At 67.4% G+C, this 24,035-nt stretch carries 23 protein-coding genes; 4 read left to right on the top strand and 19 right to left on the bottom strand.

Features of this window, described 5'->3' with window-relative positions:
* Window positions 1–15: 15 nt before the first annotated feature.
* Both modB and modA read right to left on the bottom strand, forming a co-directional pair.
* Complete coding sequence (gene modB, locus F9K07_RS19985) at window positions 16–699, bottom strand: molybdate ABC transporter permease subunit (RefSeq protein WP_159595092.1); 684 nt, start codon at window positions 697–699, stop codon at window positions 16–18.
* 25 nt (window positions 700–724) lie between these two features.
* Window positions 725–1,480: a molybdate ABC transporter substrate-binding protein gene (gene modA, locus F9K07_RS19980; protein ID WP_159595091.1), complete on the bottom strand. Its 756-nt coding sequence runs from the start codon at window positions 1,478–1,480 to the stop codon at window positions 725–727.
* Between the two features lie 74 nt (window positions 1,481–1,554).
* On the opposite strand from modA, the gene F9K07_RS19975 reads away from it, so the two are divergent.
* Window positions 1,555–2,346, top strand: a complete 792-nt coding sequence (locus F9K07_RS19975; RefSeq protein ID WP_159595090.1) for a TOBE domain-containing protein — start codon at window positions 1,555–1,557, stop codon at window positions 2,344–2,346.
* 40 nt (window positions 2,347–2,386) lie between these two features.
* Here F9K07_RS19975 and F9K07_RS19970 read toward each other — a convergent pair whose 3' ends face one another.
* The 11 genes from F9K07_RS19970 to F9K07_RS19920 all read right to left on the bottom strand — a co-directional run bounded on the left by F9K07_RS19970 (window position 2,387) and on the right by F9K07_RS19920 (window position 14,026).
* Complete coding sequence (locus F9K07_RS19970) at window positions 2,387–3,505, bottom strand: sigma-54-dependent Fis family transcriptional regulator (RefSeq protein WP_236581368.1); 1,119 nt, start codon at window positions 3,503–3,505, stop codon at window positions 2,387–2,389.
* Window positions 3,506–3,614: 109 nt separating this feature from the next.
* On the bottom strand, window positions 3,615–4,253 hold the full coding sequence (locus F9K07_RS19965; RefSeq protein WP_159595088.1) for a nucleotidyltransferase family protein: 639 nt from the start codon (window positions 4,251–4,253) through the stop codon (window positions 3,615–3,617).
* The gene (locus F9K07_RS19960; protein WP_159595087.1) at window positions 4,250–5,326 is read right to left on the bottom strand and encodes an XdhC family protein; all 1,077 of its coding nucleotides are present in this window, start codon (window positions 5,324–5,326) and stop codon (window positions 4,250–4,252) included. The genes F9K07_RS19965 and F9K07_RS19960 overlap by 4 nt, the downstream gene beginning before the upstream one ends.
* Window positions 5,327–5,331: 5 nt before the next feature.
* Window positions 5,332–5,913, bottom strand: a complete 582-nt coding sequence (locus F9K07_RS19955) for a CoxG family protein (protein ID WP_159595086.1) — start codon at window positions 5,911–5,913, stop codon at window positions 5,332–5,334.
* A gap of 43 nt (window positions 5,914–5,956) precedes the next feature.
* Complete coding sequence (locus tag F9K07_RS19950; protein ID WP_159595085.1) at window positions 5,957–7,132, bottom strand: vWA domain-containing protein; 1,176 nt, start codon at window positions 7,130–7,132, stop codon at window positions 5,957–5,959.
* 519 nt (window positions 7,133–7,651) lie between these two features.
* The gene (locus tag F9K07_RS19945) at window positions 7,652–8,557 is read right to left on the bottom strand and encodes an AAA family ATPase (RefSeq protein WP_159595084.1); all 906 of its coding nucleotides are present in this window, start codon (window positions 8,555–8,557) and stop codon (window positions 7,652–7,654) included.
* Window positions 8,554–9,348, bottom strand: coding sequence for an FAD binding domain-containing protein (locus tag F9K07_RS19940; RefSeq protein ID WP_159595083.1), 795 nt, complete (start codon window positions 9,346–9,348; stop codon window positions 8,554–8,556). Before F9K07_RS19940 ends, F9K07_RS19945 begins: the two co-directional genes overlap by 4 nt.
* 11 nt (window positions 9,349–9,359) lie before the next feature.
* Window positions 9,360–11,741, bottom strand: a complete 2,382-nt coding sequence (locus F9K07_RS19935) for a xanthine dehydrogenase family protein molybdopterin-binding subunit (RefSeq protein WP_159595082.1) — start codon at window positions 11,739–11,741, stop codon at window positions 9,360–9,362.
* Between the two features lie 10 nt (window positions 11,742–11,751).
* Complete coding sequence (locus F9K07_RS19930) at window positions 11,752–12,219, bottom strand: (2Fe-2S)-binding protein (RefSeq protein ID WP_159595081.1); 468 nt, start codon at window positions 12,217–12,219, stop codon at window positions 11,752–11,754.
* Between the two features lie 121 nt (window positions 12,220–12,340).
* Complete coding sequence (locus F9K07_RS19925) at window positions 12,341–12,841, bottom strand: hypothetical protein (protein WP_159595080.1); 501 nt, start codon at window positions 12,839–12,841, stop codon at window positions 12,341–12,343.
* A 114-nt stretch (window positions 12,842–12,955) separates the two neighbouring features.
* Window positions 12,956–14,026 (bottom strand): flavodoxin family protein, encoded by a 1,071-nt coding sequence (locus F9K07_RS19920; RefSeq protein WP_159595079.1) that lies wholly within the window; start codon window positions 14,024–14,026, stop codon window positions 12,956–12,958.
* Window positions 14,027–14,182: 156 nt separating this feature from the next.
* Here F9K07_RS19920 and F9K07_RS19915 point away from each other — a divergent pair, with 156 nt between their 5' ends.
* A complete protein-coding gene (locus F9K07_RS19915) occupies window positions 14,183–14,872 on the top strand; it encodes a glutathione S-transferase family protein (RefSeq protein WP_159595078.1) in 690 nt (229 codons plus the stop codon).
* A gap of 4 nt (window positions 14,873–14,876) precedes the next feature.
* Here the strand turns inward: F9K07_RS19915 and F9K07_RS19910 are convergent, their stop codons facing one another.
* Window positions 14,877–15,869, bottom strand: a complete 993-nt coding sequence (locus tag F9K07_RS19910) for a hypothetical protein (protein WP_159595077.1) — start codon at window positions 15,867–15,869, stop codon at window positions 14,877–14,879.
* Window positions 15,870–16,027: 158 nt separating this feature from the next.
* Here F9K07_RS19910 and F9K07_RS19905 point away from each other — a divergent pair, with 158 nt between their 5' ends.
* Window positions 16,028–17,113 carry an alpha/beta fold hydrolase gene (locus F9K07_RS19905; protein WP_159595076.1) on the top strand — a complete coding sequence of 362 codons (1,086 nt, stop codon included), beginning with the start codon at window positions 16,028–16,030 and terminating at the stop codon, window positions 17,111–17,113.
* Here F9K07_RS19905 and F9K07_RS19900 read toward each other — a convergent pair.
* From F9K07_RS19900 to F9K07_RS19890, 3 genes are all read right to left on the bottom strand, one after another.
* Entirely contained in the window at window positions 17,110–17,286 is a 177-nt protein-coding gene (locus tag F9K07_RS19900; RefSeq protein ID WP_159595075.1) for a hypothetical protein, read from the bottom strand. The two genes, F9K07_RS19905 and F9K07_RS19900, sit on opposite strands and share 4 nt — an antisense overlap.
* 83 nt (window positions 17,287–17,369) lie before the next feature.
* Window positions 17,370–17,753 carry a fluoride efflux transporter CrcB gene (gene crcB, locus F9K07_RS19895; protein ID WP_159595074.1) on the bottom strand — a complete coding sequence of 128 codons (384 nt, stop codon included), beginning with the start codon at window positions 17,751–17,753 and terminating at the stop codon, window positions 17,370–17,372.
* A gap of 25 nt (window positions 17,754–17,778) precedes the next feature.
* A complete protein-coding gene (locus tag F9K07_RS19890; RefSeq protein ID WP_159595073.1) occupies window positions 17,779–18,765 on the bottom strand; it encodes a recombination-associated protein RdgC in 987 nt (328 codons plus the stop codon).
* 104 nt (window positions 18,766–18,869) lie between these two features.
* Here F9K07_RS19890 and F9K07_RS19885 point away from each other — a divergent pair, with 104 nt between their 5' ends.
* Window positions 18,870–22,601 (top strand): hydantoinase B/oxoprolinase family protein, encoded by a 3,732-nt coding sequence (locus tag F9K07_RS19885; RefSeq protein WP_159595072.1) that lies wholly within the window; start codon window positions 18,870–18,872, stop codon window positions 22,599–22,601.
* On the opposite strand, the gene lapB is transcribed toward F9K07_RS19885, so the two are convergent.
* Both lapB and F9K07_RS19875 read right to left on the bottom strand, forming a co-directional pair.
* Entirely contained in the window at window positions 22,571–23,716 is a 1,146-nt protein-coding gene (gene lapB / locus F9K07_RS19880) for a lipopolysaccharide assembly protein LapB (RefSeq protein ID WP_159595071.1), read from the bottom strand. The two genes, F9K07_RS19885 and lapB, sit on opposite strands and share 31 nt — an antisense overlap.
* Window positions 23,706–24,023 carry a LapA family protein gene (locus F9K07_RS19875; protein WP_159595070.1) on the bottom strand — a complete coding sequence of 106 codons (318 nt, stop codon included), beginning with the start codon at window positions 24,021–24,023 and terminating at the stop codon, window positions 23,706–23,708. The genes lapB and F9K07_RS19875 overlap by 11 nt, the downstream gene beginning before the upstream one ends.
* Window positions 24,024–24,035: the final 12 nt, after the last annotated feature.

The raw sequence follows: 24,035 nt of genomic DNA, 5'->3' as shown, positions 1-24,035 counted from the left end.
GCGGCCGGGCGGCGCTCATGCCTGGCGGACGCGCTGGCGCCGGTTGTAGAGCTGCAGGGTGAGCAGGACCACGAAGGAAAAGCCCAGCATGATGGCCGCGAGGCGGTGCGCATCCCCGTATTCCAGCGCCTCGACGTGGTCGAAGATCTGCACCGAGATCACGCGTGTCACGCCCGGGATGTTGCCACCCACCATGAGCACCACGCCGAACTCGCCCACGGTGTGCGCAAAGCTCATGATGACGCCGGTGACCAGGCCCGGTTTGCACAGGGGCAGCACCACCGTGAGGAAGGTGTCCAGCGGCGAGGCGCGCAGGCTCGCGGCGGCTTCCAGCGGGCGGTCACCCAGGGACTGCATGGCGTTCTGCACCGGTTGCACCATGAAGGGCAGCGAGTAGAACACCGAGGCGATCACCAGGCCAGGGAAACTGAAGGTGAGCACGCCCAGGCCGAGTGCCTGGGTCCATTGGCCCACCGGGCCATGGGGCCCCATGAGCACCAGCAGGTAGAACCCCAGCACCGAGGGTGGCAACACCAGCGGCATGGACACCAGCGCGCCGATGGGCCGGCTCCACGCCGACGGGCTGCGCGCCAGCCACCACGCCAGCGGCACGCCCACCAGCAGCAGGATCAGCGTGGTCAGGCTGGCGACTTGGAGCGTGAGGCCGATGGCCTGCAGGTCGGACGGGGTGAGCAGCACGGGGCCCTGGTGTCAAATGGGTCGTTCAAATACTGTAGCCGTACGAGCGGATCAGCGTCTTGATGTTGTCGCTCTTGAGCAGCTTCATCAGCGCCACGGCGGCTTCGTTGTCCGCGGCGCGCTTGAGCAGCACCGCGTCCTGCTGGATGGGCGCGTACAGGTTCTGCGGCACCACCCACATCGAGCCGTTCTTGAGGCGGCCCTCGTTCAACACCTGGGACATGGCCACGAAGGCGATCTCGGCGTTGCCGGTGTGCGCGAAGTTGTAGGTCTGTCCGATGCTCTCGCCCTGCACGAGCTTGGGCGTGAGCGCGGCGGACAGGCCGAGCTTGTTCATCACCTCCACGGCCGCCGCGCCATAGGGCGCGGTCTTGGGGTTGGCGATGGCCAGCTTGCGAAAGTCTTCGCCCTTGAGCACGCTGCCTTGCGCGTCGACCTTGGCGGCGTCGGCCGACCACAGCACCAGCTTGCCCGTGGCGTAGGTGAAACGGCTGTGGGGTTGCGCCAGACCATCGGTTTCGAGTTGGGCCGGTGTCTTGGTGTCGGCCGCCAGCATCACGTCGAACGGCGCGCCGTTCTTGATCTGGGCGTACAGGCCACCGGTTGCGCCCACGGTGATTTTCAGCGTGTGGCCGGTGGTCTTCTGCAACACCGAGGCCACGGCCTTGATGGGGTCGGCAAAGTTGGCGGCCACGGCCACGTTGGCTTCGGCCGCGTGCAGCGAACCGGCCATGGCAGCCAGGGCGAGCAGCTGCCAGCGCAGAAAAGAACGTGCGAACATCGGGAACTCCTTGGGTCAGAAATCGCTATTCCAAATAAGAATAGCGGTGCAGTATAAGCGCTCGTCGAACTCTCATGGCTTCCAGAAAACCCAATGCCCTCAAGGGCCTCCAGGCGCTGCCCCAGGCCCTGGTCGACAGCAGCGCCGACAAGCGCCTGGACGTGCTGCGCCAGGTCGCCGCGGGCTGCTCCATTTCGCAGGCGGCGCGCGAGGTGGGCATCAGCTACAAGGCAGCGTGGCAAGCGATCGACACGCTCTCCAGCCTGAGCGGGCAGCCGTTGGTGGACCGCACGGTGGGTGGCGCGGGTGGAGGTGGCGCGCAGATCACCGCGCAGGGTCAGCAACTGCTCGCGTTGGCCGATGCGCTGGCGCAGGCGCGTCAGCAGGTCTTGACGCGCTTTGCGGGGGGACGCGTCCTGGCCGCGGGACTGGGCCTGCGCACCAGCATGCGCAACCAGTTGCCCTGCACCGTGCTGCGTTGCGAAGCGGTGGCCGACGACGATCCCACCGTGTGGGTGCATGCCGAGAGCGCGGGCGGCGCCGTGCTGCGTGCGAGTGTCACGCGGGAAAGCGCGGATCTGCTGGCGCTCGAACCGGGTCGACCGGTGCTGCTCTTGTGCAAGGCCACGGCGGTGATCGTGGCAACGGGCTCAGCGCCGCTGGAGTCCCATGACCTCGCCACGTGCCGGCTCGGTGGCAAGGTCGAGCGCATCACCGCGGGCGGGGTGCGCGACGAAGTGGTGCTGGCGCTCAAGGGCGGCGGGCATTGGGTGGGTTTCGCACCACATCCTTTCGCCGCCAGGGTGGGTGCGGTGGCCACGGCGAGCATGGGCGCCGCTTCGCTGGTGGTGGCGCTGCCGGAATGAGGCGTTGGACCGGTCGGTCTCCCGACCCAGACGCTAACCCCTAACCCCGCTCGCGCTGCGCGCCCAGCTTGCGGTAGACCGTGGCGCGGCTGATACCCAGGGCGCGGGCGGCTTCCTTCACGTTGCCGCGCGCGTCGTCCACCGCCTTGCGGATCAGCGCGGTCTCCACGTCCTTGAGGGGCGCGCCGCGGTGGGGGCTGTGCACAGGGCCGCGTTCGCCGCCGGGATTGAGTTGCGCCAGCACGCTCAGGCGCAAGCCCGACCACAGGGGGACTTCCACCGGTCCGCGTTGCGCACGCGCAGCGTCGAACAGCGTCTCCACCGGCACCGCGAACAGTTCGCTGCAGTGGCCGGGCGACATGCCGGGCACGACGCCGAGCATGTCCGCCGCGGGGCGGTTGAGCGCGGCCACCAGGCCGTCGCTGTCGACGCAGACCAGGCCATCGCTGTCGTCGCCATGCACGCGTCCGGGCCAGTTCAGGCACAGCAGCAGGCGGTGCGGCTGGGCCAGGGTGAGGGCGTTTTCGATGCTGCGCGCCGATTGCGTGACGAGGTGCTTGAGCGCGGGTTGCTCGATCACGTTCACGCCCGTGAGGTCGAGCATGCCGACGCACTGCCCATCCGGCCCCCAGATGGGCGCGCCCGCGCAACTGTAGATGCTGGTGTCGTCGTAGAAGTGTTCACCCCGGTGCAGCCACACCGGCTGCAGCTCGGCCAGCGTGGCGCCGATGGCGGTGGTGCCCACGGCGCGTTCGGACAGGTCCACGCCCACGCGCGCGATGTTGGCCGCCCGCGGGTCGTTGCGATCGACCGGGCCGTTGACATTGATCACCACGCCGTGCGCGTCGGTGAGGATGGCGAAGTAGCGCGTGTGCGCCATGGCGCGGGTGAGCGACTGGATCACCGGCGCCGCAGCGCGCAGCAGCAGTTGGTTGGCCTCCAGCGCATGCTGCATGGCGCCGGTGCTCACGGGTGCGAAGGCGACGTGCTGGCGCGGCTCGAAGCCCATGGTCAGGCAGCGCTGCCACGAGCGCTCCACCCAGGGCGCCAGCAGCGGCTGTGCCTGCGGTGCGCGGTGTTCCAGAACCAGCTGGCGCGCATGCTCGATCTGGGCAAGCCGCTGGGGCTGGGACACCGGGAGCAGGGGCTGTGAGGTCACGATCGTCTGTGTGGTGGCTGGGCCGGGGCCGGGCTGGAGATGACGCATGAAGCGAGAGAGTGCCTGCCATTAGAGCAGCGTTCGGCTGCCCGCGCATCCCCCGCCAGCCCTAGCCCGGCCAGCGCCAACTCCAGCGGGTCTCGCGCACCAGCTCGTTGAGGTCGGCCGGGGTGTCCAGGTCGCGCGTGTAGTGGGGGTTGTCGACGGCCCACAGGCGCACTGCCTCGGGGTGTGCGGCGCGCCACTGGCGCAGGCTGGGTTGCAGTGGGCCGATCAGGGCTTGCCGCACGTGGGCGTCGAAGATCACCGGATGCCCTGGCTGACCGTGCACCCGGGGCACCTGCACACGGATGCCCGGACCGCGCGCGGCGAAGGCGTCCAGCGCGGCCTGCACGTCGGCCGTGTCGATCAGGGGCTGGTCGGCCAGCAGGACCACCACCTGCTGGACGTCGTGCGCCAAGGCGCGCAGGCCGGCGCGCAACGATGACGCGGTGTCGTCTTCCGGGCGTGGGTTGATCACGCACAGCGGCTCGATCGCTGGCGGCAACCGGGCCACATGGGCCTGGATGTCGTGTGCGTGGTGGCCGAGCACCAGCACCAGGTCGTGCCGTGCCTTGCCGCGCAGCGGCTGCAGGTGGGTGAGCAGGCGCTCCAGCAGGCTGCGGCCTTCGAGCTCCAGCAGGCATTTGGCGACGCCGCCCATGCGCCGGCCCGCGCCGGCCGCGAGGATGACGAAACCGGTTTTCATGGCGAGACGAAGCAGGTGGGGGCCGAGGCTTCGGCCGCCGCCAGCGTGTTCTTCGCGTTCGCCACTTCCATGTCACGCGGCAGCGGCACGCCGTTCTTCACCGCCAATACCTCGGCCATCACGCTCACCGCGATCTCGGCGGGCGTCTTGCTGCCGATGTAGATGCCGATCGGGCCGCGCAGGCGCGCCAGGCTTTCGGGTGTCTGGTCGAAGTGCTCGATCATGCGGGCGTGGCGCGCTTCGTTGTTGCGGCGCGAGCCGATCGCGCCGACGTAGAAGGCGTCGGTTTCCAGCGCTTCGAGCAGGGCCAGGTCGTCGAGCTTGGGGTCGTGCGTGAGCGCGATCACGCAACTGCGGCGGTCGACGTTGAAGGCGCGCACCACGTCGTCGGGCATGTCGGTGGCGATGGCCACACCGGGCACGGCCCAGGCGCCGCGGTATTCCTCGCGCGGGTCGCACACGGTGACCGCGAAGCCGTTGAACAGCGCCATGGTGGCGAGGTACTCGGTGAGCTGGCCCGCGCCGATGAGCAGCATGCGGTATTCGGGGCCGAAGGTGTTGCTCAGCCACCCCCCTTCATCGCTCAGCGCGGCCGGCGTGGCGGCGGCGCGCAGCTCCACGCGGCCGCTGGCCAGCTCGGTGCGGCGCTCCACCAGATGGCCACTGGCCAGCGTGCCCACCAGCTCGGCGAGCGAGGTGGCGTCGGGGTTGAACTCGAGCACGAGTTCCAGCGTGCCACCGCAGGGCAGGCCGAAGCGGTGGGCTTCGTCGGCGCTCACGCCGTACTTCACGCGCTCGGGCGCGCCGGTAGGGATCTCGTGTGTGATGCCGGCGGGCGCGCTGCTGCCTTGCACGGCGCCATGGGCGCGGCTGTAGCGGTAGATCAGGTCGTCTTCGATGCAGCCGCCCGAGACCGAGCCGACCACGGCACCGGTTTCGCACAGGGCCATCACCGAACCTACCGGGCGCGGCGACGAGCCCCAGGTGCGCACAACCGTGGCGAGCAGGGCGCGCTGTCCTTGCGCGCGCCAGCCTTGCAGGGTGCGCAGAACGGTGACATCCAGGTTTTCCACTCTCTCTATCCTTTCGTTGTCAGGTAAATCACCACGGCCACGACGACCGCGATGGCCGCCCAGGCCCAGCTCGGCATGCCTTTGCGGGCCGCAGGTTCCGGCGCGGTGGGGACCACCGCTGTGGCGGCGGCTGCTGCGCTGGGGTAGCGGTTCTGCAGGGCCTCGTCGAAGCGGCGGAAGAAGTCTTCGGCCAAGGATTTGGCCGCCCCGTCGATCAGGCGTTGGCCCAGCTGGGCAATTTTCCCACCCACGGTGGAGTGCACGGTGTAGCTCAGTTCGCAGCCCGTGTCCTGGGGTGCGAGCCGCACGGCGGCTTCGCCTTTGCCGAAGCCGGCCACGCCGCCTTGCGCGTCAAAACCGATCTTGTAGGACTGCGGAGGCACGATGTCGGAGAGCAGCACGCGGCCGCTGAAGCGCGCGGCGACCGGGCCGATCTTGATGGCGGTGGTCACGGCGTAGGTGTTGGGCTCGGTGGCTTCGAATTTCTCGCAGCCCGGAATGCAGGCCTTGAGCATCTCGGGGTCGTTGAGGGCTTCCCAGGCCTGTTGCTGGGTGACGGCGAGCGTGCGGCTGCCTTGCATGTCCATGGGGTTCTCCTGTCGGGTCGGATGATGAAGGAAAGGGTGTTTTTCAGCCGCATTTCAACAACGCAGCCATGGACCGCGCGAGGTCTTCCAGGCGGCTGAGGTTGTGCACGGCGAGCATGCCGTGGGCGTGGCGGTGCAGCACGCTGGCACCGCGCGCCAGCGGCGCGTAGCCGTCGAAGCGCAGCAGTGGGTTGAGCCAGAGCAGGCGGCGGCTGTGGCGGCCCAGCCATTGCAGTTCCTCTTCCAGCGTTTCGGGTGCGCCGGTGTCCAGGCCGTCGGTGATGAGCAACACAACGGTGCGCCGGCCCACGAGGCTGCGTTTGTGTTGCGTGCGCAACTGCGCCAGCGAGGCCCCCAGGCGCGTGCCACCGGCAAAGTCGGCGATGGCGGCGTTGGCGAGTTCGAGCATCTGGTCGGTGTCGCGGTGGCGGAACGCGGCGCGCAGATCGGTGAGTTCGGTGCCGAAGGCGAACGCGGTGCGCGGGGTGCCGCGCGTGGCTTGGTGCAGGAAGGCCAGGAGCAGGCGGGCATAGCGCTCCATGGAGCCGGAGATGTCGACCAGGATCAGCAGTGGCAGTGGCTGCGGGCGGCGGCTCATCATGGGCACGCGCAGCAGTTCGCCGTCGTGCCGGCGGGCTTCCTGCAGAGCACGCGCCCAGTTCGGCCGGTGGCCGCGCGCGGCGGCGCGTTCGCGGCGCGAGCGCACGGGCGGCAGGGGCAGGGGGATGTCGCGCACGAGTTGTTCGACGAGGCGAAACTCGCTGGCGGAGAGACCGGCGAAGTCGGCATGGCGCAGGCGGTGCTGGTCGCTGGCGGTCATGGCGGCGTCAAACTTGAGTTCGGTTTCGCCCTGGTTCGGTGTGCGGGCTTTGAGGCCCGCGACGCTCAGGGCTTCCTGCACGCGGGCCTTGCGTTTGACCGGGTGGGCTTTGGCGGCCTTGGGCAACATTTGCGCGAGCAGTTGCTGCGCCAGTTCGGGGTTGCGGAAGAAGGCTTCGAACATCTCGCCGAACACGGCGAGGTCTTGCTGGCGGCTGACCAGCACGGTTTCGAGTGCGGCGCGCAGGTCTTCCCGGTGCTCGATGCCCACGAGTTCGGTTGCGATGATGGCGTTGGCGATGCGCTCACTGTCCATCGGCACGCCGGCACGGCGCAGCGCGCGGCCGAAGGCGGTGATGTGGTCGGGGAGTTTCCCGCTTCTGGCGTCGCCCAGGATCATGTTTTTGCCGCTGGTGTTCTTCTGGGTTGTTGGCCTGTGCCTCGCCGTTTCATGCCTGCACCTCGCGCTGACGGCTGGCGTGGTCCGCGTTCTCCGGCGCACCTCTCGGTCGCATACCCGTGCGCTCAACCACCCCTTCGTCAACACCGCATGCAGTACGCCCCCGTGCAGGCAACCGCGAATGGCGCCTGCGCCCACGAACCCCACCATCCGTCGAGAGTGGCAGGGTGGCTCGCACCGGGTTTTCGCCGGCCCCTCGCTGGTGCGCCCAGGTGCCACTAGGGTCGATGGTGTGGGTGTCCGGGCGCAGGTGCCATTCGCGGTTGCCTGGGTGTTTGCGTGCCCAACACGGTGTTGACGAAGGGGTGAAGGCGTGCACGGGTATACGACCGCGAGCGTGCGCCGGAGAACGGGCACACGCACCAGCGGCCTGGAGGAAACCTATGCGAGCAAGGACCCCGAATTCACAAACACACACCAACGGCCCGGAAGAAACGCAGGCCAGAGAGGACCCCGAATTCATACAGGCTCCGGCGCCAGCAACTGGTCCAGCATCGGCAACAAGGCCGCCACATCTTCGCGTTGCTTGAACAGGATGCCTGCCGTGTCCTGGATCACCTCGGGGTCGAGCGTGAGCGTGTCCAGTGCCACCAATGCCTTGGCCCACTCAACGCTCTCCGCGATACCGGGGCTGCGCTGAAACGCATTGGCAAACGGCTGGTTGCGCAGCCGCGAGACAAAACGCGTGACCTGCTCGGTGAGGGCCGCACTTGCTTCGGGCACCTGGCTGCGCACGATGGCCAGTTCGCGTTCGCGGTCCGGGTAGTCCAGCCACTGGTACAGACAGCGCCGCTTCACCGCGTCGTTCAAATCGCGCGTGCGGTTGCTGGTGAGAATGGTCAGCGGCGCGGCCACCGCCCGGATGGTGCCGAGCTCGGGAATGCTCACCTGGTATTCGCCCAGGTACTCCAGTAGAAAGGCTTCGAACGGCTCGTCGGCGCGGTCCACTTCGTCGATCAGCAGCACCGCGCCCGGTTCGGGCGTCTGCAGCGCCTGCAGCAAGGGCCGGCGGATCAGGTAACGCGCCTGGTACACCTCGCGTTCGATCTCGTCGGGCGTGGCGGTGTTCTGCACCGCGCGCATGTGCAGCAGTTGCGCCGTGTGGTTCCATTCGTAGAGCGCTTCGCGTTGCTCCATGCCGTCGTAGCACTGCAGGCGCACGAGTGGACGGCCGAGCACTTTGGCGAGCGCCTTGGCGAGCTCGGTCTTGCCTACGCCGGGCTCACCTTCGAGCAGCAGCGGGCGTTGCAGGCGCATGGCCAGGAAGACGGCGGTGGCCAGCCGCCGGGGTGCGTGGTAACCCACGCCTTGCAGGGCCCGGGTCAGGCCGTCGATGCTGCGGGTGTCGTCGGGCACCCGTGTCATCCGCCGTTGGCCTGGCGCACCGCGGCCTGCGTCTGCACCGTCACCAGATGCGCCCGGTAGGCGGCGCTGGCGTGCAGATCGCCGCTGAAATCAGCGCCGTCGATGGCCACGCCGTCCACCGCCTCGGGCGTGAAGCTCTTGCCCAGCGCCACTTCCAGCCCCGCGTGGCGGAACACGCCGCTGCCGGTGCCGGTGACGGCCACGCGCACACCGCTGGCGGTTTGCGCCACGAACACGCCCACCAGCGCGAAGCGCGAGGCCGGCTGGCGGAACTTGGCGTAGGCCGCCTTCTGGGGGATCGGAAAACGGATCGCGGTGATGAGCTCGCCCGGTTCCAGCGCGGTGGTGAACAGGCCCTGGAAGAAGTCGTCGGCCGCGATCTCGCGCCGGTCGGTGACCACTGTGGCTCCGAGGCCCAGCACCGCACTGGGGTAGCAGGCTGCCGGGTCGTCGTTGGCCACCGAGCCACCCAGGGTGCCGCGCGCGCGCACCTGCCGGTCGCCAATGCCACCGGCCAGCGCGGCCAGCCCGGGAATGTGCTTTCGCACGTCGGCGTTGTTGGCCACGTCCTGGTGGCAGGTCATGGCGCCGATGACGAGGTTTTGCCCTTCCATCTTCACGCCGCGCAGCTCGGCGATACCGCCGAGATCGACCAGGTTTTCCGGTCGGCTCAGCCGCTGCTTCATCGAGGCGATCAGGGTCTGGCCGCCGGCCAGCGCCATTGCGCCGCCCGAGGTGAAGCGCTTTGCATCGGCCAGTGTCTTGGGTTGTTCCAGGGTGAATGCGTACATGGTGTCACTCCTTATGGCTTGGCCGCGCGGATGGCTTCCCACACGCGGTGCGGGCTGGCCGGCATGTCGAAGTCCTTCACGCCCAGGGGCGCGAGCGCATCCAGCACGGCGTTGATCACCGCCGGCGGCGAACCGATGGCCCCGGCCTCGCCGCAGCCCTTGGTGCCCAGCGGGTTGGTGGTGCAGGGCGTGACCACGTGGCCCAGGCGGAAGTCGGGCACGTCGTCGGCGCGTGGCATCGCGTAGTCCATGAAAGTGCCGGTGAGCAACTGGCCGGTGTCGCGGTCGTAGATGCAGTGTTCCAGCAGCGCCTGGCCGATGCCTTGCACCAGCCCGCCGTGCACCTGGCCCTCGACGATCATCGGGTTGATGATGGTGCCGAAGTCGTCCACGGCGGTGAAGCGGTCCACGCGCACCACGCCGGTGTTGGGGTCGATCTCGACCTCGCAGATGTGGGTGCCGGCCGGGAAGGTGAAGTTGGTCGGGTCGTAGAACGCGGTTTCGTTCAGGCCTGGTTCCAGCTTGTCCAGCGGGTAGTTGTGCGGCACGTAGGCGGTCAGCGCGACCTGTCCGAAGGTGACCTTTTTGTCGGTGCCCTTGACGGTGAACTCGCCGTTGGCGAAGTCCACGTCGGCATCGCCCGCCTCCATCAGGTGGGCGGCGATCTTCTTGGCCTTGGCCTCGATCTTGTCGAGTGCGCGCATGATGGCCGCGCCGCCCACCGAGATGGAGCGTGAGCCATAGGTGCCCATGCCGAAGGGCACGCGGCCGGTGTCGCCGTGCACGATGTCGACCTGCGACGGGTCCAGCCCCAGGCGCGAAGCCACGACTTGCGCGAACGTGGTTTCGTGCCCCTGGCCGTGGCTGTGCGAGCCGGTGAACACGGTGACGCTGCCCGTCGGGTGCACGCGCACTTCACCACATTCGAACAGGCCGGCGCGCGCACCGAGTGCGCCCGCGATGTTGCTCGGCGCCAGGCCGCAGGCTTCGATGTAGCTGCTGTAGCCGACGCCGCGCAGCAGTCCCTTGGCCTTGGAGGCGGCCTTGCGCTGCTCGAAGCTCGACATCTCGGCCAGCTCGTTCGCCTTGGCCATGCAGGCCGGGAAGTCGCCGGTGTCGTACTGCAGCGCCACCGGCGTCTGGTACGGGAACTCGGTGATGAAGTTGCGGCGGCGGATCTCGTCTTGCGACAGGCCGGTTTCCCAGGCGCAACGGCTCACGATGCGTTCGAGCAGATAGGTCGCCTCGGGGCGGCCCGCGCCGCGGTAGGCGTCCACCGGTGACGTGTTGGTGAACCACGCATCGACCTCCACGTACACCTGCGGCGTCTTGTACTGGCCCGCGAGCAGCGTGGCGTAGAGGATGGTGGGGACGGCGGTGGAGAAGGTGGAGAGGTAGGCGCCGAGGTTGGCGTCGGTGTGGACCCGCAAGGCGAGGAAGTGACCGTCCTTGTCCAGCGCCATTTCGGCGTGCGTCACGTGGTCGCGCCCGTGCGCGTCGCACAGGAAGGCCTCGGAACGGTCGCAGGTCCACTTGATCGCGCAGTTCAGTTTTTTCGAGGCCCAGGTGAGGCAGACGTCTTCGGCGTAGAGGTAGATCTTGGCGCCGAAGCCACCGCCCACGTCGGGCGCGATCACGCGCACCTTGTGCTCGGGCAGGCCCATCACGAAGGCCGTCATCAACAGGCGTTCGACGTGCGGGTTCTGGTTGGCCACGTAGAGCGTGTAGTCGTCACCGGCGCGGTTGTACGACGCGATGGCCGCGCGCGGCTCCATCGGGTTGGGCGCGAGGCGGTTGTTGATCAGGTCGAGTTTCGTCACGTGAGCGGCGTTGGCGAAGGCGGCGTCCACCTGGGACTTGTCGCCGATGGCCCACTTGTAGCAGTGGTTGTCGGCGGCGGCCTCGTGCAGCGCCGGCGCGCCCGGTTTCATGGCGTCGCGCACGTCGACCACGGCGGGCAACGGGTCGTAGTCCACGTCCACCAGTTCGGCCGCGTTCTTCGCGTTCTCCAGCGTGTCGGCCACGACCATGGCGACGTGGTCGCCCACGTAGCGCACCTTGCCGGCCGCGAGGATGGGGTGGGGCGGCTCCTTCATCGGCTGGCCGGCGGTGTCGGTGATGAGCCAGCCACAGGGCAGGCCGCCGATCTTGTCGGCCGCGACGTCGTCGCCGTCGAACACGCCGATCACGCCTGGGGCCTTGAGCGCGGCGCTCTTGTCGATCTTGCGGATGTTGGCGTGCGCGTGCGGCGAGCGCACGAAGACCGCGTGGTGCATGTTGGGCAGCACGATGTCGTCGGTGTACTGGCCCGCGCCGGTGAGGAAGCGGTAGTCTTCCTTGCGCTTGAGCGATTCGCCGATGTGCGGGAGTTTGGAGAAGTCGGATGCACCCATGTGATTCTCCTCAGGCTTTCATGTTCGCAGCACCCTGCTGCACGGCTTTGATGATGTTCTGGTAGCCCGTGCAGCGGCACAGGTTGCCTTCGAGCAGTTCGCGGATCTCGCCCGCGCTCGCGCCCGGGTTCGATTGGCACAGGCTCATCGAACTCATTACCATGCCCGGCGTGCAGAAGCCGCATTGCAGGCCATGGCACTCCTTGAACGCGGCCTGCATCGGGTGCATGGTGCCGTCGGCGGCGGCCAGGCCTTCGATGGTGGTCACCTCGCGGCCCGCCACCTGAGCCAGGAGCATATTGCAGGACTTCACCGCCATGCCGTCGAGCAACACCGTGCAGGCGCCGCACTGGGCGGTGTCGCAACCCACATGGGTGCCGGTGAGTCGGAGGTGTTCGCGGATCGCCTGGACCAAGAGCGTGTGCGGCGGCACGTCGAGCGTCACGGGTTTGCCGTTGACCGTGAGTTGAACCTGCATGGTTTGTCTCCTTGTTGTGGTGGTGGGGCACAACAAGTTGAGCACGGCGCTGGGTCGGTGATTTGCGGGTTTACCCTCAAAACGCTGCAGCTGCGCCAATCATTCTCAAATTGAGACGTGATCAGAGTTGCGGGTTCGCCGACCTGGGGATTTCGGCGCGGTAACGCAGCTGGACCACCGAGCCTTCGACCACTTGCAGGTGCATGCTCGTCCGGCGGTAGGACCACTTGCGGTCGACACCGGCGAGCACCGGCTCGCGGCGGCTCTTGGTGCTGATCTCCAGCCCGTACTGGGACCGCAGCGAGGCCGTCAGCCGCTCGGCGATGGCGCGCGCTTGTTGCGGCGAAGCGCCGCGCGCGCGCAGCACCACGGTTTGCAGCTTGTCCTGCTCGAAGCCGAAGGCCACCTCGAAGTCGGTGCCCACGAGTTCCTGGGCCGGGATGCGAAGCCGGACCTGGCCGTCCTCCGTCGCCACGCCGGCCGGTGGGACCGGGACCGCCTCCGGAACCAGTGCGCTCACCTCCGCTGGTGTGGCACCCGAAGGCACGCCCCGCCAGAGCGCCTGTGCCGATGCGTTCGAGGACAGCAGAAGCAAGGCCGTGCAAAGGAGCAAGTGTTTCATGTGGGCGGTTGGACGCCCAGGGCGCCACGGAGTTCATGGGGCTCACCCTGCGCGCCAGAGGCGCGGGTGTTCCTCGCAGAATACCCCGGGCCGGCGTGCGCCCTCCGCGCTGGCTTATTTGGGCCGTGGGCGCTGCAGCCTGGGCTGCAGCGCCTGCAGCCGGCCGGCGCGCAACTCCACCACCGCCTTGGCCACGGCCAGCGCCGCGTTGCGCGTTTCGTCCTGCACAGCGGTGTCGTCGTCCAGCGTTTCGTGGCTGTTGGCGTAGGGTTCGTAGTAGCCGATGAAGCGGTCCAGCCGGGCTTGCGGGCCGGCGTCGATGAAGCCCATCCAGTCCAGCCAGTCGCACAGCGCACGGCGCGCGCCTTCGATGCCGGCCACGTCGCCGTGCACCACCACGCCGTACGCGCGCCCGGCGAGGTGCTGGGGATAGTCCCAGCCCGCCATCTCCAGCGCCTTGGCCTTGTCCGGCTTCTTGCCGCCGGTGGAGGTGGGGTCGGGGTTGCCTCCGTCCGCGCACACGAGGCGGTCGATCATGAGTTTGAGCGGGCTGGGGGCCTGGTACCAGTAGACCGGGGTGACGATGAGCACGGCGTGCGCGGCGGTCCAGCGTTCGTAGATCTCGGCCATCCAGTCGTTCGCCTGGTTCAAGGCGTGGTTGGGGTAGCAGCTGCAGGGCCAGTGGCACAGCGGCATGGCGGTGGACACACAGCCTTTGCAGGGGTGGATGTGCAGGGCGTAGGACGAGGTGAGCAGGCTCAGGTCCAGCAGGTCGACCTCGATGCCCTGGGCTTGCAGCGCCTTTTGCGCGATCTGGGTCAATCGGAAGGTCTTGGACATTTCGCCCGGACAGGTGCCGTCATTGCGTGCTGCGCCGCAGATCAGCAGCACGCGGGACGGCGTGCCAGCTTCAGACCAGCGCGCTTGCGCGGCGTCGATGCGCTGGCGGGTCGCGATCCATTCGGACGACAGGTCGTAGTCCGGGTCGGCGTATCCCGGGCCCGCCTTCTGCGTCTGCGGCGCCTTGCGGCCTTCGATGTAGGCGTCCCAGGCAATTCCTTCGAGGCGTTCGATGCTCTCGTCCTCGGCGCGGAACGCCGGGTCCATGAAAAGGGCTCGAAAGCGTTCGCCGAACTGTTCGCGCTGGAGCGGCGCGGGGGCTTGTCCTTTGCGGATCTGGATCATGGGATGGACGGGCGTGGGGGCGGGTAGCCAATATGGAAGCGGCGCACCCGGGCGTCTGTTCGCCAGCGCACCGTTGTTTGCGCCCTGCAGATGCCGGCTTGGCGATCGCAACGGCATCGTCAATACTGCGGCCCTTGGCAACCTCGGACCATCCGCATGACCGCGCTCACCTTGCACTACCACCCGCTGTCTTCCTACTGCCACAAGGTGCTGATCGCGCTCGAAGAACTCGCCGTCCCGGTGGAAAAACGCCTGCTCAACCTGGGCGATCCCGCGCAACGTGCCGCCTTCCGGGCCCTGTGGCCAACCGGCAAGATGCCCCTGCTGGTCGACCAGGGCGAGCCGGTGGCCGAGACCAGCATCATCATCGAATACCTGCAGCGCAAACATGCCGCCCCCGGTCGCACGCTCATTCCGAACGACGCCGAGCAGGCCCTGGAAGTGCGCCTGTGGGACCGCCTCTTCGACCAGTACGTGATGACCCCGATGAATGCCTTCACCACCGACCTGCTGCGCGCCGAAGCCGACCGCGACGCGCTCAACGTGGCCCCGGCCCGGGAGATGCTGTTGTCGTCCTACGCGATGATCGACCGCCATCTGGAGGGCCGCAACTGGGTGGCGGGCAGCGCGTTCAGCATGGCCGATTGCGCCGCCGCACCCGCCTTGTTCTATGCCTTGGCCTATGTGCCGCTGCCGGCCGGGCACGAACGCCTGGCGGACTACTTCGAGCGCCTGCAGGCACGGGCGTCGGTGGCGCGCACCGTCGACGCGGCCCGGCCCTTCTTCAAGTTCTTTCCCGGGCGGCAAGGCCTGTCGCGCCGCTTCTGGGACCCGGCCGCAGCCTAGCGCCTCAGTGTGTGGTCGCCGTCACAGCGTCCACGCGCGTGGGCACGGCGTAGCTCAGTGGCGCCAGTGCCGCCTGAATGCGCGCCATCTGAGCGCCGCTGACGAGTTGGCCCAGCTGCTTCTGAAACCGCGGCTCCAGCGTGCCGGAAACGATGTATTGCCAGCGGTAGGCCTTGAGCACCGTGCCCTGCACGGCTTCGGCGCGCGGGCTGTCCTCCGCCATGCCGCAGACAGTGAGGAAGTAGGCCGCGTCGGCACTGGCCTGGGCCTGCAAAAGGCCGTCCACGCCGACGACCAGGGCGATCAGATCGTCCACGGCCGCGTCGCGCTCGGCGTCCGACTGAAGTTTCGCGTCTTCGCGCGCCCACTCCAACTCGTCGATGATGGCGTGCTGCGATTCCTCTTTCCAGTGGAAGAGAAACACATCCTTGAAGAGCGGCGACAGGCCCTGAGCGGCTTCGATGCTGGCACGGTAGTGGGCCTGCGAGAACAGCTCGATGTGGCAGGTGAGGGCCAGCACGGCCCAGGTGCATTTGCCCAGCACGAACGCGGCCACGTCGTTGGGCGAGATGTCGAAGCGGTAGCCCGCTGGCATGTCAGCGGCCGCCAGCTGTTCGATGCGGCGAAACAGCTCCTGGTGTTTCAACTCCTCGTCGGTGAAGCGCACGATCGCTTCCAGCGCGGTCTGGTCGCCGAGCCAATGGTCGCGGCTGACATCCAGCATCTTCGCGCCGATGAAGCGCTCGACGAGGCCGAACATGTGGGCGTAGGTGCGGCCCTGCACCTGGCTCAGAAAGCGGTGTTCGGCCGCGCTCAGGAAGGCCAGCTCGTTGGCCAGCGACAGCCCGTCGGGCAGGAAGGTGTGGGCCAGGTCGAAGCGGCGCTCGCGGATCACGTCCCGGTCGATGTCCCAGCGGATGCGTTTGGACACTTCGATGGTCTTGGCGTAACGTGCGGTGTCGAGTGGCGCGGTGGCGCTGGTGGTCGTGGTGTGCATGGCAATTCCTTTCGATGGGGTTCCGTCGTGTCGACGTGAACCCAGGATTCACCGCCGCGCGCCGGCGCGCATGGGGCAGATGTCCCGTGTTCGCCCACGGGGCGACATTTCGGGCTCCCGGCCGTAGGACGCGAGGCCCAGGCGCGCGAGAATGGCGCATGTCCGCTGTTCAGCGTTCGCCCCCGAACTTGCGCCAGAACTTGCGTTTCTGCACAGCAGGCGATGGCACACGCATCGCGATCGCGTCCATCGGCGCCGGCCCGCCCCTGCTGCGCGCCGCGCACTGGCTCAGCCACGTCGAACACGACCTGAAAAGCCCGGTCTGGCGGCCTTGGCTGACCGAGCTGGCGCGCGATCACCAGTACATCCGTTACGACCAGCGTGGCTGCGGGCTGTCCGACAGCACCGTGGCGGATTTTTCACTCGATGCCTGGGTGGGCGATCTGGAGGCGGTGGTCGACAGCCTGGGCCTGCGCCGCTTCGCGCTGATCGGCATGTCGCAGGGTGGCGCCGTGGCGATCGCCTACGCCGTGCGACATCCTGAGCGGGTGTCGCATCTGGTGCTGCACGGTGCGTACGCGCGCGGCGCATTGCAGCGGGCCACCAGCGATGCGGAGCGCTTGGAGGCCGAGACCCTGGTCAACCTGATCCGGCTCGGCTGGGGGCGCGACAACGCCGCCTTCCGCCAGGTGTTCACCAACCAATTCATTCCGGAGGGCACACCGGCCCAGCACCAATGGTGGAACGAGCTGGAGCGACTGACCGCGAGCCCCGAGAACGCCGCGCGCACGCTCGATGCATTTCACCGCGTCGACGTGACCGGACTGGCGCGCCAGTTGCGGGTGAACACGCTGGTGCTGCATGCGCGCGGCGATGCCCGCGTGCCGTTCGACGAAGGCGTGCGGCTGGCGGCGTTGATCCCGGGAGCGCGCTTCGTGCCGCTGGAGAGCGACAACCATGTCCTGCTCGACAGCGAGCCCGCGTGGCCCCTGTTTCTGTGCGAATTGCGTGGGTTTCTGAGACCCGCGCCGTCCGATGCGCGCGAAGAAGCTGCCGCAGTGACGCTCACCGCCGCAGAACGCGAGGTGCTGCGCCTCGTGGCCCAGGGCCTGGACAACCTGAGCATCGCGCGGCAACTGAAGAAGAGCGAGAAGACCGTGCGCAACCAGGTGTCGAGCATCTTCGACAAGCTGGGCGTGCACACGCGCGCGGAGGCGATCGTGTACGCGCGCGACCGGGGTTAGCCCATTTGACGCTCGCCCAGCGGGATGCCGGGTGCACGCTGGTCCCGCGGTGTGTCATCCGGTTGCTCCCGGACCATGCGGGACTGCTGTTGCCGTTGGCGCTCCAGGTGCGAGAGCGGTGTGGGGATCCGACCTTTGCGCAGAGGACGGCTTGTGCTGGGAATGAAGGGCATCGCGGTCTCCTGTGGCCTTGTGTTTCAGCTTGCCGCGGCCGCATGACGGCGTCTGTTCGTTGGCGAACAGAACCGCCGCTGGCTTATGCCGGTGTGAACCAGATCGAGGCGGTGCGCATGCCCAGCCAGGTCAGCAGCAAGGAGCCGAACACATGCAGGCTGGTGGTGCCGATGGCCAGCAGCACACGGCCATGCTGCAGCATGGACAGGACTTCGGCCGAGAACGTCGAGAAGGTGGTGAGCGCACCCAGGAAGCCGGTAATGGCGGCAAGCCGCCAGACGGGGTCGAACTGCGTCTGGCTTTGGAAGAACACCACGGCCACGCCCACCACGTAGGCGCCGATCCAGTTCGCCGCCAGCGTGCCCCATGGCAATACCGCCGCGCTCTGGTTGAGCCACAGGCTCAGGCGCCAGCGTGCGAGCGCGCCCAGCACGGCGCCCAGGCTGATGGCGATGACGCTGTGCATGGCGCGGTCCGTGGGTCAGTGTCGATCAGAACGGTGGGCCGTCGTCGTCCGCGTCCGCGGTGACAGCTTCGCGCGGTGCGGGCGTCGCCTCGCTGTCGCCCGAGGCGGCACCGAAGGCCATTTCGCCACCGAGCGCTTCGATCAGCTCGGGAATGAGTTTTTGCAGTTCACCCGTGGACAGGGCCACATCGGTGTCGAAACCGTTTTCGCCTTCCTCGGGCCGGCCATCGAACACGCCTTCGAGAAAGCTGATTTTCTTCAACTGCAGCGACTCGGTGAGCATGAAGCCGATGCGGCCCTCCCAGCTCATGGCCAGCCGCGTGGGCAGCTTGCCTTCCGTGATGTGCTTGCGCACCTCGTCCGTCGCCAGGTTGTGGCGTGTGAACTTCACCGCCGACTTCTCCTCGTCGCCCGACTTGAGTTCGCATTCGCGTTCCACCGCGAAGCCACCCGGCCATTCGTCCGGCGTGGTGGCCGAGAGCCATTGCGTCATTGCGGTCTGCGGCGTCACCGCGGTTTGCAGCAGCGTAATGGCCAGGCCGTCGAAGGCGCGCACGAGCGCGGTCACCAGCTCATCGAGTTTGCCCTGGCTGCTGGCATCGGTGACCAGCCAGCCATTTTGCAGGTCGATCCAGACCCACGAACTCATCTGGCGCGCGAAGGCTTGCGGCAACAGGGACAGCAAGGCATCTTCGCGCAATGCCTTGGTCTCCTTCTTGCCGGGTTTGCGGCCGGTGGTGGCCTCGATGTGGTCGGCTTCTTCCTGGGCCTTTTTCTTGACGACCGCACCGGGCACGCCCTTGGTCTCGATCTGGAACTTCAGGATGCGCTGGCCCGCCACCGACTCCACCAGCGGACCATGGGCCTCGCCACGCGGCTCGACCCAACCCACGGATTTGTCCTGCGAGGCCGCACAGGGCACGAAACGGGCCGCGTCCAGCGCGGCCTCCATGTCTTCCAGCGACGCGGCCCAGCCGGGCGCGATGCGGTAGATCGTCACATTCTTGAACACGGGAATCCTCTGAGAAAAGCAAACCGCCGCAGGGCGGCGGCGGGAATACGGCAGTGTAGAGGATGCCGCCGGGTGGCCGGATTCAACGCTAAAGTCTCCAGGACATGCAAATCGAACCCTCTCCTCCAAGCCAGCGCTGGCAATTCTGGGTCGACCGTGGCGGCACCTTCACCGACATCGTGGCCAAGCGGCCCGATGGCAGCTTGATCACGCACAAGCTGCTGTCGGAAAACCCGGAGCACTACCGCGATGCGGCCGTGGCGGGCATTCGCCATCTGCTGGGCTTGAAGCCCGGTGAAGCGGTGACCTCGGCCCTGGTGGAATGCGTGAAGATGGGCACCACGGTGGCCACCAATGCACTGCTGGAGCGCAAGGGCGAGCCCACCCTGCTGGTGACCACGCGGGGCTTTCGCGACGCGCTGCGCATCGCCTATCAGAACCGCCCGCGCCTGTTCGACCGCCGTATCGCCTTGCCCGAGCTGTTGTACTGCGAGGTGGTCGAGGCACAGGAGCGCGTGGCGGCCCATGGCGACGTGCTGCAGCCCCTGGACGAACAAGGCCTGCGCGCCGAGTTGCAAGCCGCGTATGGCCGTGGCCTGCGCAGCGTGGCGATTGTCTTCATGCACGGCTACCGCTTCACGGCGCACGAACGGTCCGCCGCGCGCCTGGCGCGCGAGGTGGGGTTCACGCAGGTGAGCACCTCGAGCGGAACCAGCCCGATGATGAAGTTCGTCAGCCGTGGCGATACGACCGTGGTGGACGCCTACCTCTCGCCCATCTTGAGGCGGTATGTCGAGCAGGTGGCCGGCGAGATGCCGGGCGTCAAATTGTTCTTCATGCAGTCCTCGGGCGGTTTGACGGATGCGCGGACGTTTCAGGGCAAGGACGCCATCCTCTCGGGCCCGGCCGGCGGCATTGTCGGCATGGCACGCACGGCCGGTCTCGCAGGCCAGCACCAGGTCATCGGGTTTGACATGGGCGGCACCTCCACCGACGTGTCGCACTATGCCGGGCAGTTCGAGCGCGAGTTCGAGACCCAGGTGGCCGGGGTCCGCATGCGCGCGCCCATGATGAGCATCCACACCGTCGCCGCAGGCGGCGGGTCCATCCTGTCGTACGATGGTTCGCGTTTTCGCGTCGGCCCCGAGAGCGCGGGCGCCAACCCGGGTCCGGCCAGTTACCGCCGTGGCGGGCCCTTGGCGCTGACCGATGCGAACGTGATGCTGGGCAAGATCCAGCCGAACCATTTCCCCAAGGTGTTCGGCCCCAAGGCGGACGAAGCCTTGAGCTATGAGGCCGTGAAGACGAAGTTCGAGGCCTTGGCCATGCAAACCGGTCTCTCGGCGCAGGAAGTGGCCGAAGGCTTCATCCAGATCGCGGTGCAGCAGATGGCCAACGCGATCAAGAAGATTTCGGTCGCACGCGGCTACGACGTCACCCGCTACACGCTGCAATGCTTCGGCGGCGCGGGCGGACAACACGCGTGCCTGGTGGCGGACGCGTTGGGCATGACGCGCGTTTTCATCCATCCCCTGGCAGGGGTTCTCAGCGCGTATGGCATGGGTTTGGCGGACCAGAGCGTGATACGCGAGCAGGCGATCGAATTGCCATTGGCGGCCGCTTCCATGTCCCCCGTCGCTGAAACACTCGACGCGCTGGCTCTGGCCGCCGAGACGGCGTTGGTGCGCCAACAGGTCAACACGGGGACCTCCGTGGTGCACCGGCGCGTGCACGTGCGCTACGAAGGCAGTGACTCAGCCTTGGTACTGCCCTTCGGCGACATGGCGTCGATCCAGGCGGCCTTCGAAGCCGCTTACCGGCAACGCTTCGCCTTCTTGATGGAAGGCAAGGGCCTGGTGGTGGAGGCGGTCTCCGTCGAAGCCGTGGTGGCGGGCGATGTGCCCGACGAGCAATGCCATGACACGCATGGACCACGCGAAGCGCCCCGCCGCGAGACCGTGCGCATGGTCGCCGGTGGCCAGTGGCTCGATGCCGCCCTGGTGGTGCGGGAAGACCTGCGTGCGGGCGACGTGATTCCCGGTCCGGCGATCATCGCCGAGAAGAACGCCACCACCGTGGTGGAGCCCGGCTGGGAGGCTGTGCTGACCGCCATGGACCATCTGGTGCTGGAGCGGCGGGTTGCGCGCCCGCAGACCTATGCGGTGGGCACGGTGGTGGATCCCGTGTTGCTGGAGGTGTTCAACAACCTCTTCATGAACATTGCCGAGCAGATGGGGCTGCAGCTGCAGAACACGGCGTACTCGGTCAACATCAAAGAGAGGCTCGATTTTTCCTGCGCCCTGTTTGATGCCGAAGGCCACTTGATCGCCAATGCACCGCACATGCCGGTGCACCTGGGGTCCATGGGCGAGAGCATCAAGACCGTGATTCGAGAGAACAAGGGCACGATGCGGCCGGGCGACGTCTACGTGCTCAACGACCCGTACCACGGTGGCACGCATTTGCCGGACGTGACCGTGATCACACCGGTGTACCACGGCGACGAACCCACCTTCTACGTGGGTTCCCGCGGACATCACGCGGACATCGGGGGCACGACGCCAGGCTCGATGCCCCCGTTCTCGACGCGCATCGAAGAGGAGGGCGTGCAGCTCAACAATGTGAAGCTGGTGGACCGGGGCGTGCTGCGGGAAGCCGAGATGATGGCCTTGCTTCGCAGTGGCGAGTTTCCGTCGCGCAATCCCGAGCAGAACATGGCCGATCTCCGGGCGCAGATCGCGGCCAACGAGAAGGGTGTGCAGGAGCTGCGCAAGATGTTGGATCGGTTTGGCCTGGAGATGGTGCAGGCCTATATGCGCCACGTCCAGGACAACGCCGAAGAGTCGGTGCGCCGCGTGATCACGCGCCTGAAGGACGGCTCGTACACGCTGCCCTTGGACAATGGCGCGCAGATCCAGGTGTCGGTGCGCGTGGATGCGGCGCGGCGCAGCGCGGACATCGACTTCACCGGCACATCGGCCCAACAGGCCAACAACTTCAATGCGCCCACGGCCGTCTGCATGGCGGCCGTGCTGTACGTGTTCCGCACGCTGGTGGACGACGACATTCCCTTGAACGCGGGGTGTCTCAAGCCGCTCAACGTCTTCATTCCGAAGGGCTCCATGCTCAACCCCGATCCGCCCGCATCCGTGGTGGCGGGCAATGTGGAGACATCGAGTTGCATCACCAATGCCCTGTATGGCGCGTTGGGCGTGATGGCCGCCAGCCAGTGCACGATGAACAACTTCACCTTCGGTAACGCGGCGCATCAGTACTACGAAACCATCGCTGGCGGCAGTGGCGCGGGCGAGGGTTTCGATGGAACGAGCGTGGTGCAGACGCACATGACCAACTCCCGATTGACCGACCCCGAGGTGCTGGAATTCCGTTTCCCCGTGCGGCTCGAAAGCTACGAGATCCGCAGCGGATCCGGTGGCTCAGGGCGCTGGCAGGGCGGACACGGCGGCGTGCGGCGAGTCCGGTTTCTGGAGGCCATGACGGCCAGCATTCTTTCCAATGGCCGCCTGTACGGCGCCTTCGGCATGGCCGGTGGCCAGCCGGGACAAGTGGGCATCAACCGCGTGGTGCGTGCGGACGGGTCGAAGGAGGAGCTCGGCCATATCGGGCAATCCGAGATGCAACCGGGTGACATCTTCGAGGTCCACACGCCGGGAGGCGGCGGGTACGGAACAGGCCCTAGCGAAGTGACCCATCAAGAACACCGCGGAACTGGCTTTGCCAGGCCGCAGGTGTTGCCCCCTTCAGGGGGTGACACGCCGCAGGCGTGGCGCGGGGGGACGCCTGGTCACAGTTCTTCGACCCGTCTTGCCGGGTAACTGTCCCAGGTCTGGCACCCGGGGCACTGCCAGAAGTGCTGGCGTGCTTCGAAGCCGCAAGCGGCACAGCGGTAGCGCTTGAGCGGTGCGCTGGCGTTGTCGAGCGTCGCCTGCACCCGCTCCTGGGCGGTGGTGCTGGACAAGGTCTCTCCGGCCATCCACCGAGCCGCAATGACCAGTGAGGGTTCGCGTTTCAGGTGCTCCATGTACCGGTTGCGCGCCTGGATCGGGTCCTGGTCCAGACTGGCCAGCGCTTCGGTGACGTCCATCGACGGGACCCGCGCGTGACCGGCTTCCAGCACTTGCACGGCCTCGGCCTGTCTGCCCGTGGTCTGCGCGAGATCGGCGAGCATCTTGGCCGCCAGCGGCAAGCTTTGTGGTGCGTGCCGGTTCAAATGGAGCAGGGCGTCAAAGGCGCCCATGGCATCTCCGCTTTGGGCCTTGAGGGCCGCCAGCGCCATCCAGCCGCGGGCGAGTTGCGGCGATTGCCGAACGGCCGCTTCGAGCAGGCCCTGTGCGCGGCCCGTGTCATTGGCGCGCAATGCCAGCTCCGCCTCTTCGCATTGGTAGTGGGCCAGGCGGGTGGCGAAGCTGCCTTGTTCCGCCTTCTCGAGCCGCTGCGCAATCTGCTGCGCCTTCGGCCAGTCGCGGGAACGTTCGCAAATCCCGAGCAGCGCGAGCAGTGCCTCGCCTTCGAATTCCGAGCCTTCGAGCTTGTGGAGCGCGGACTCGGCGCGGTCGAGCAGACCGGCCTTGAGGAAATCCAGTGCCAGGGCGTGCTGAGCGCGATCGCGGTCCTTGCGCCCGATGTCCGCCCGTGACAGCAGATGCTCATGCACCCGCACGGCACGGTCGTAGTCGCCGCGGCGGCGAAACAGGTTGCCCAGCGCGAAGTGCAGCTCGGCCGTGTCGGGGTCACCTTGTACCGCCTCGATGAACGCATCGATGGCCTGGTCCTGCTGCTCGTTGAGCAGGTGGTTCAGTCCGCGAAAATAGGCTTTGGGGGCTTGACGGTTCTCCAGGCGCCATTGCCGCAGATCCAGGCGTGAAGCACCCCAACCGAGCGCGAAGGCAATGGGTAGACCCCAGAGCAGCCAGGTGAAATCAAAGTCCATGCCGGCGGCCGTGCGGTGTAGGGGGTGGCATCAAGCTGGTGTCGCCGTCAAATGAGGTGTTGCCCAGCATGGAGGCTGAGGCGCCATGCTGGCGGCGTGCGCGGTGTGCACGCAACCACAAAGGCAGCATGACGACAACGCCCAGGAACACGCCCAGTACGAGCGCGATCAGGATCACCAGCACCAACGGCGCCTGCCAGCTGGCGCCGAAGAACAGATGAAGCGTGACGCTGTCCTGGTTGTTCAACGCGAAGGCGAAGAGCACAAAAAAAATGGCTGCATTGAGCAGCCACATCAGGTATTTCATGTCGTCCCCTTT

Source organism: Hydrogenophaga sp. BPS33 (assembly GCF_009859475.1).
GTDB lineage: Bacteria > Pseudomonadota > Gammaproteobacteria > Burkholderiales > Burkholderiaceae_C > Hydrogenophaga.
This window is presented reverse-complemented; position numbering and strand designations above follow the sequence as displayed.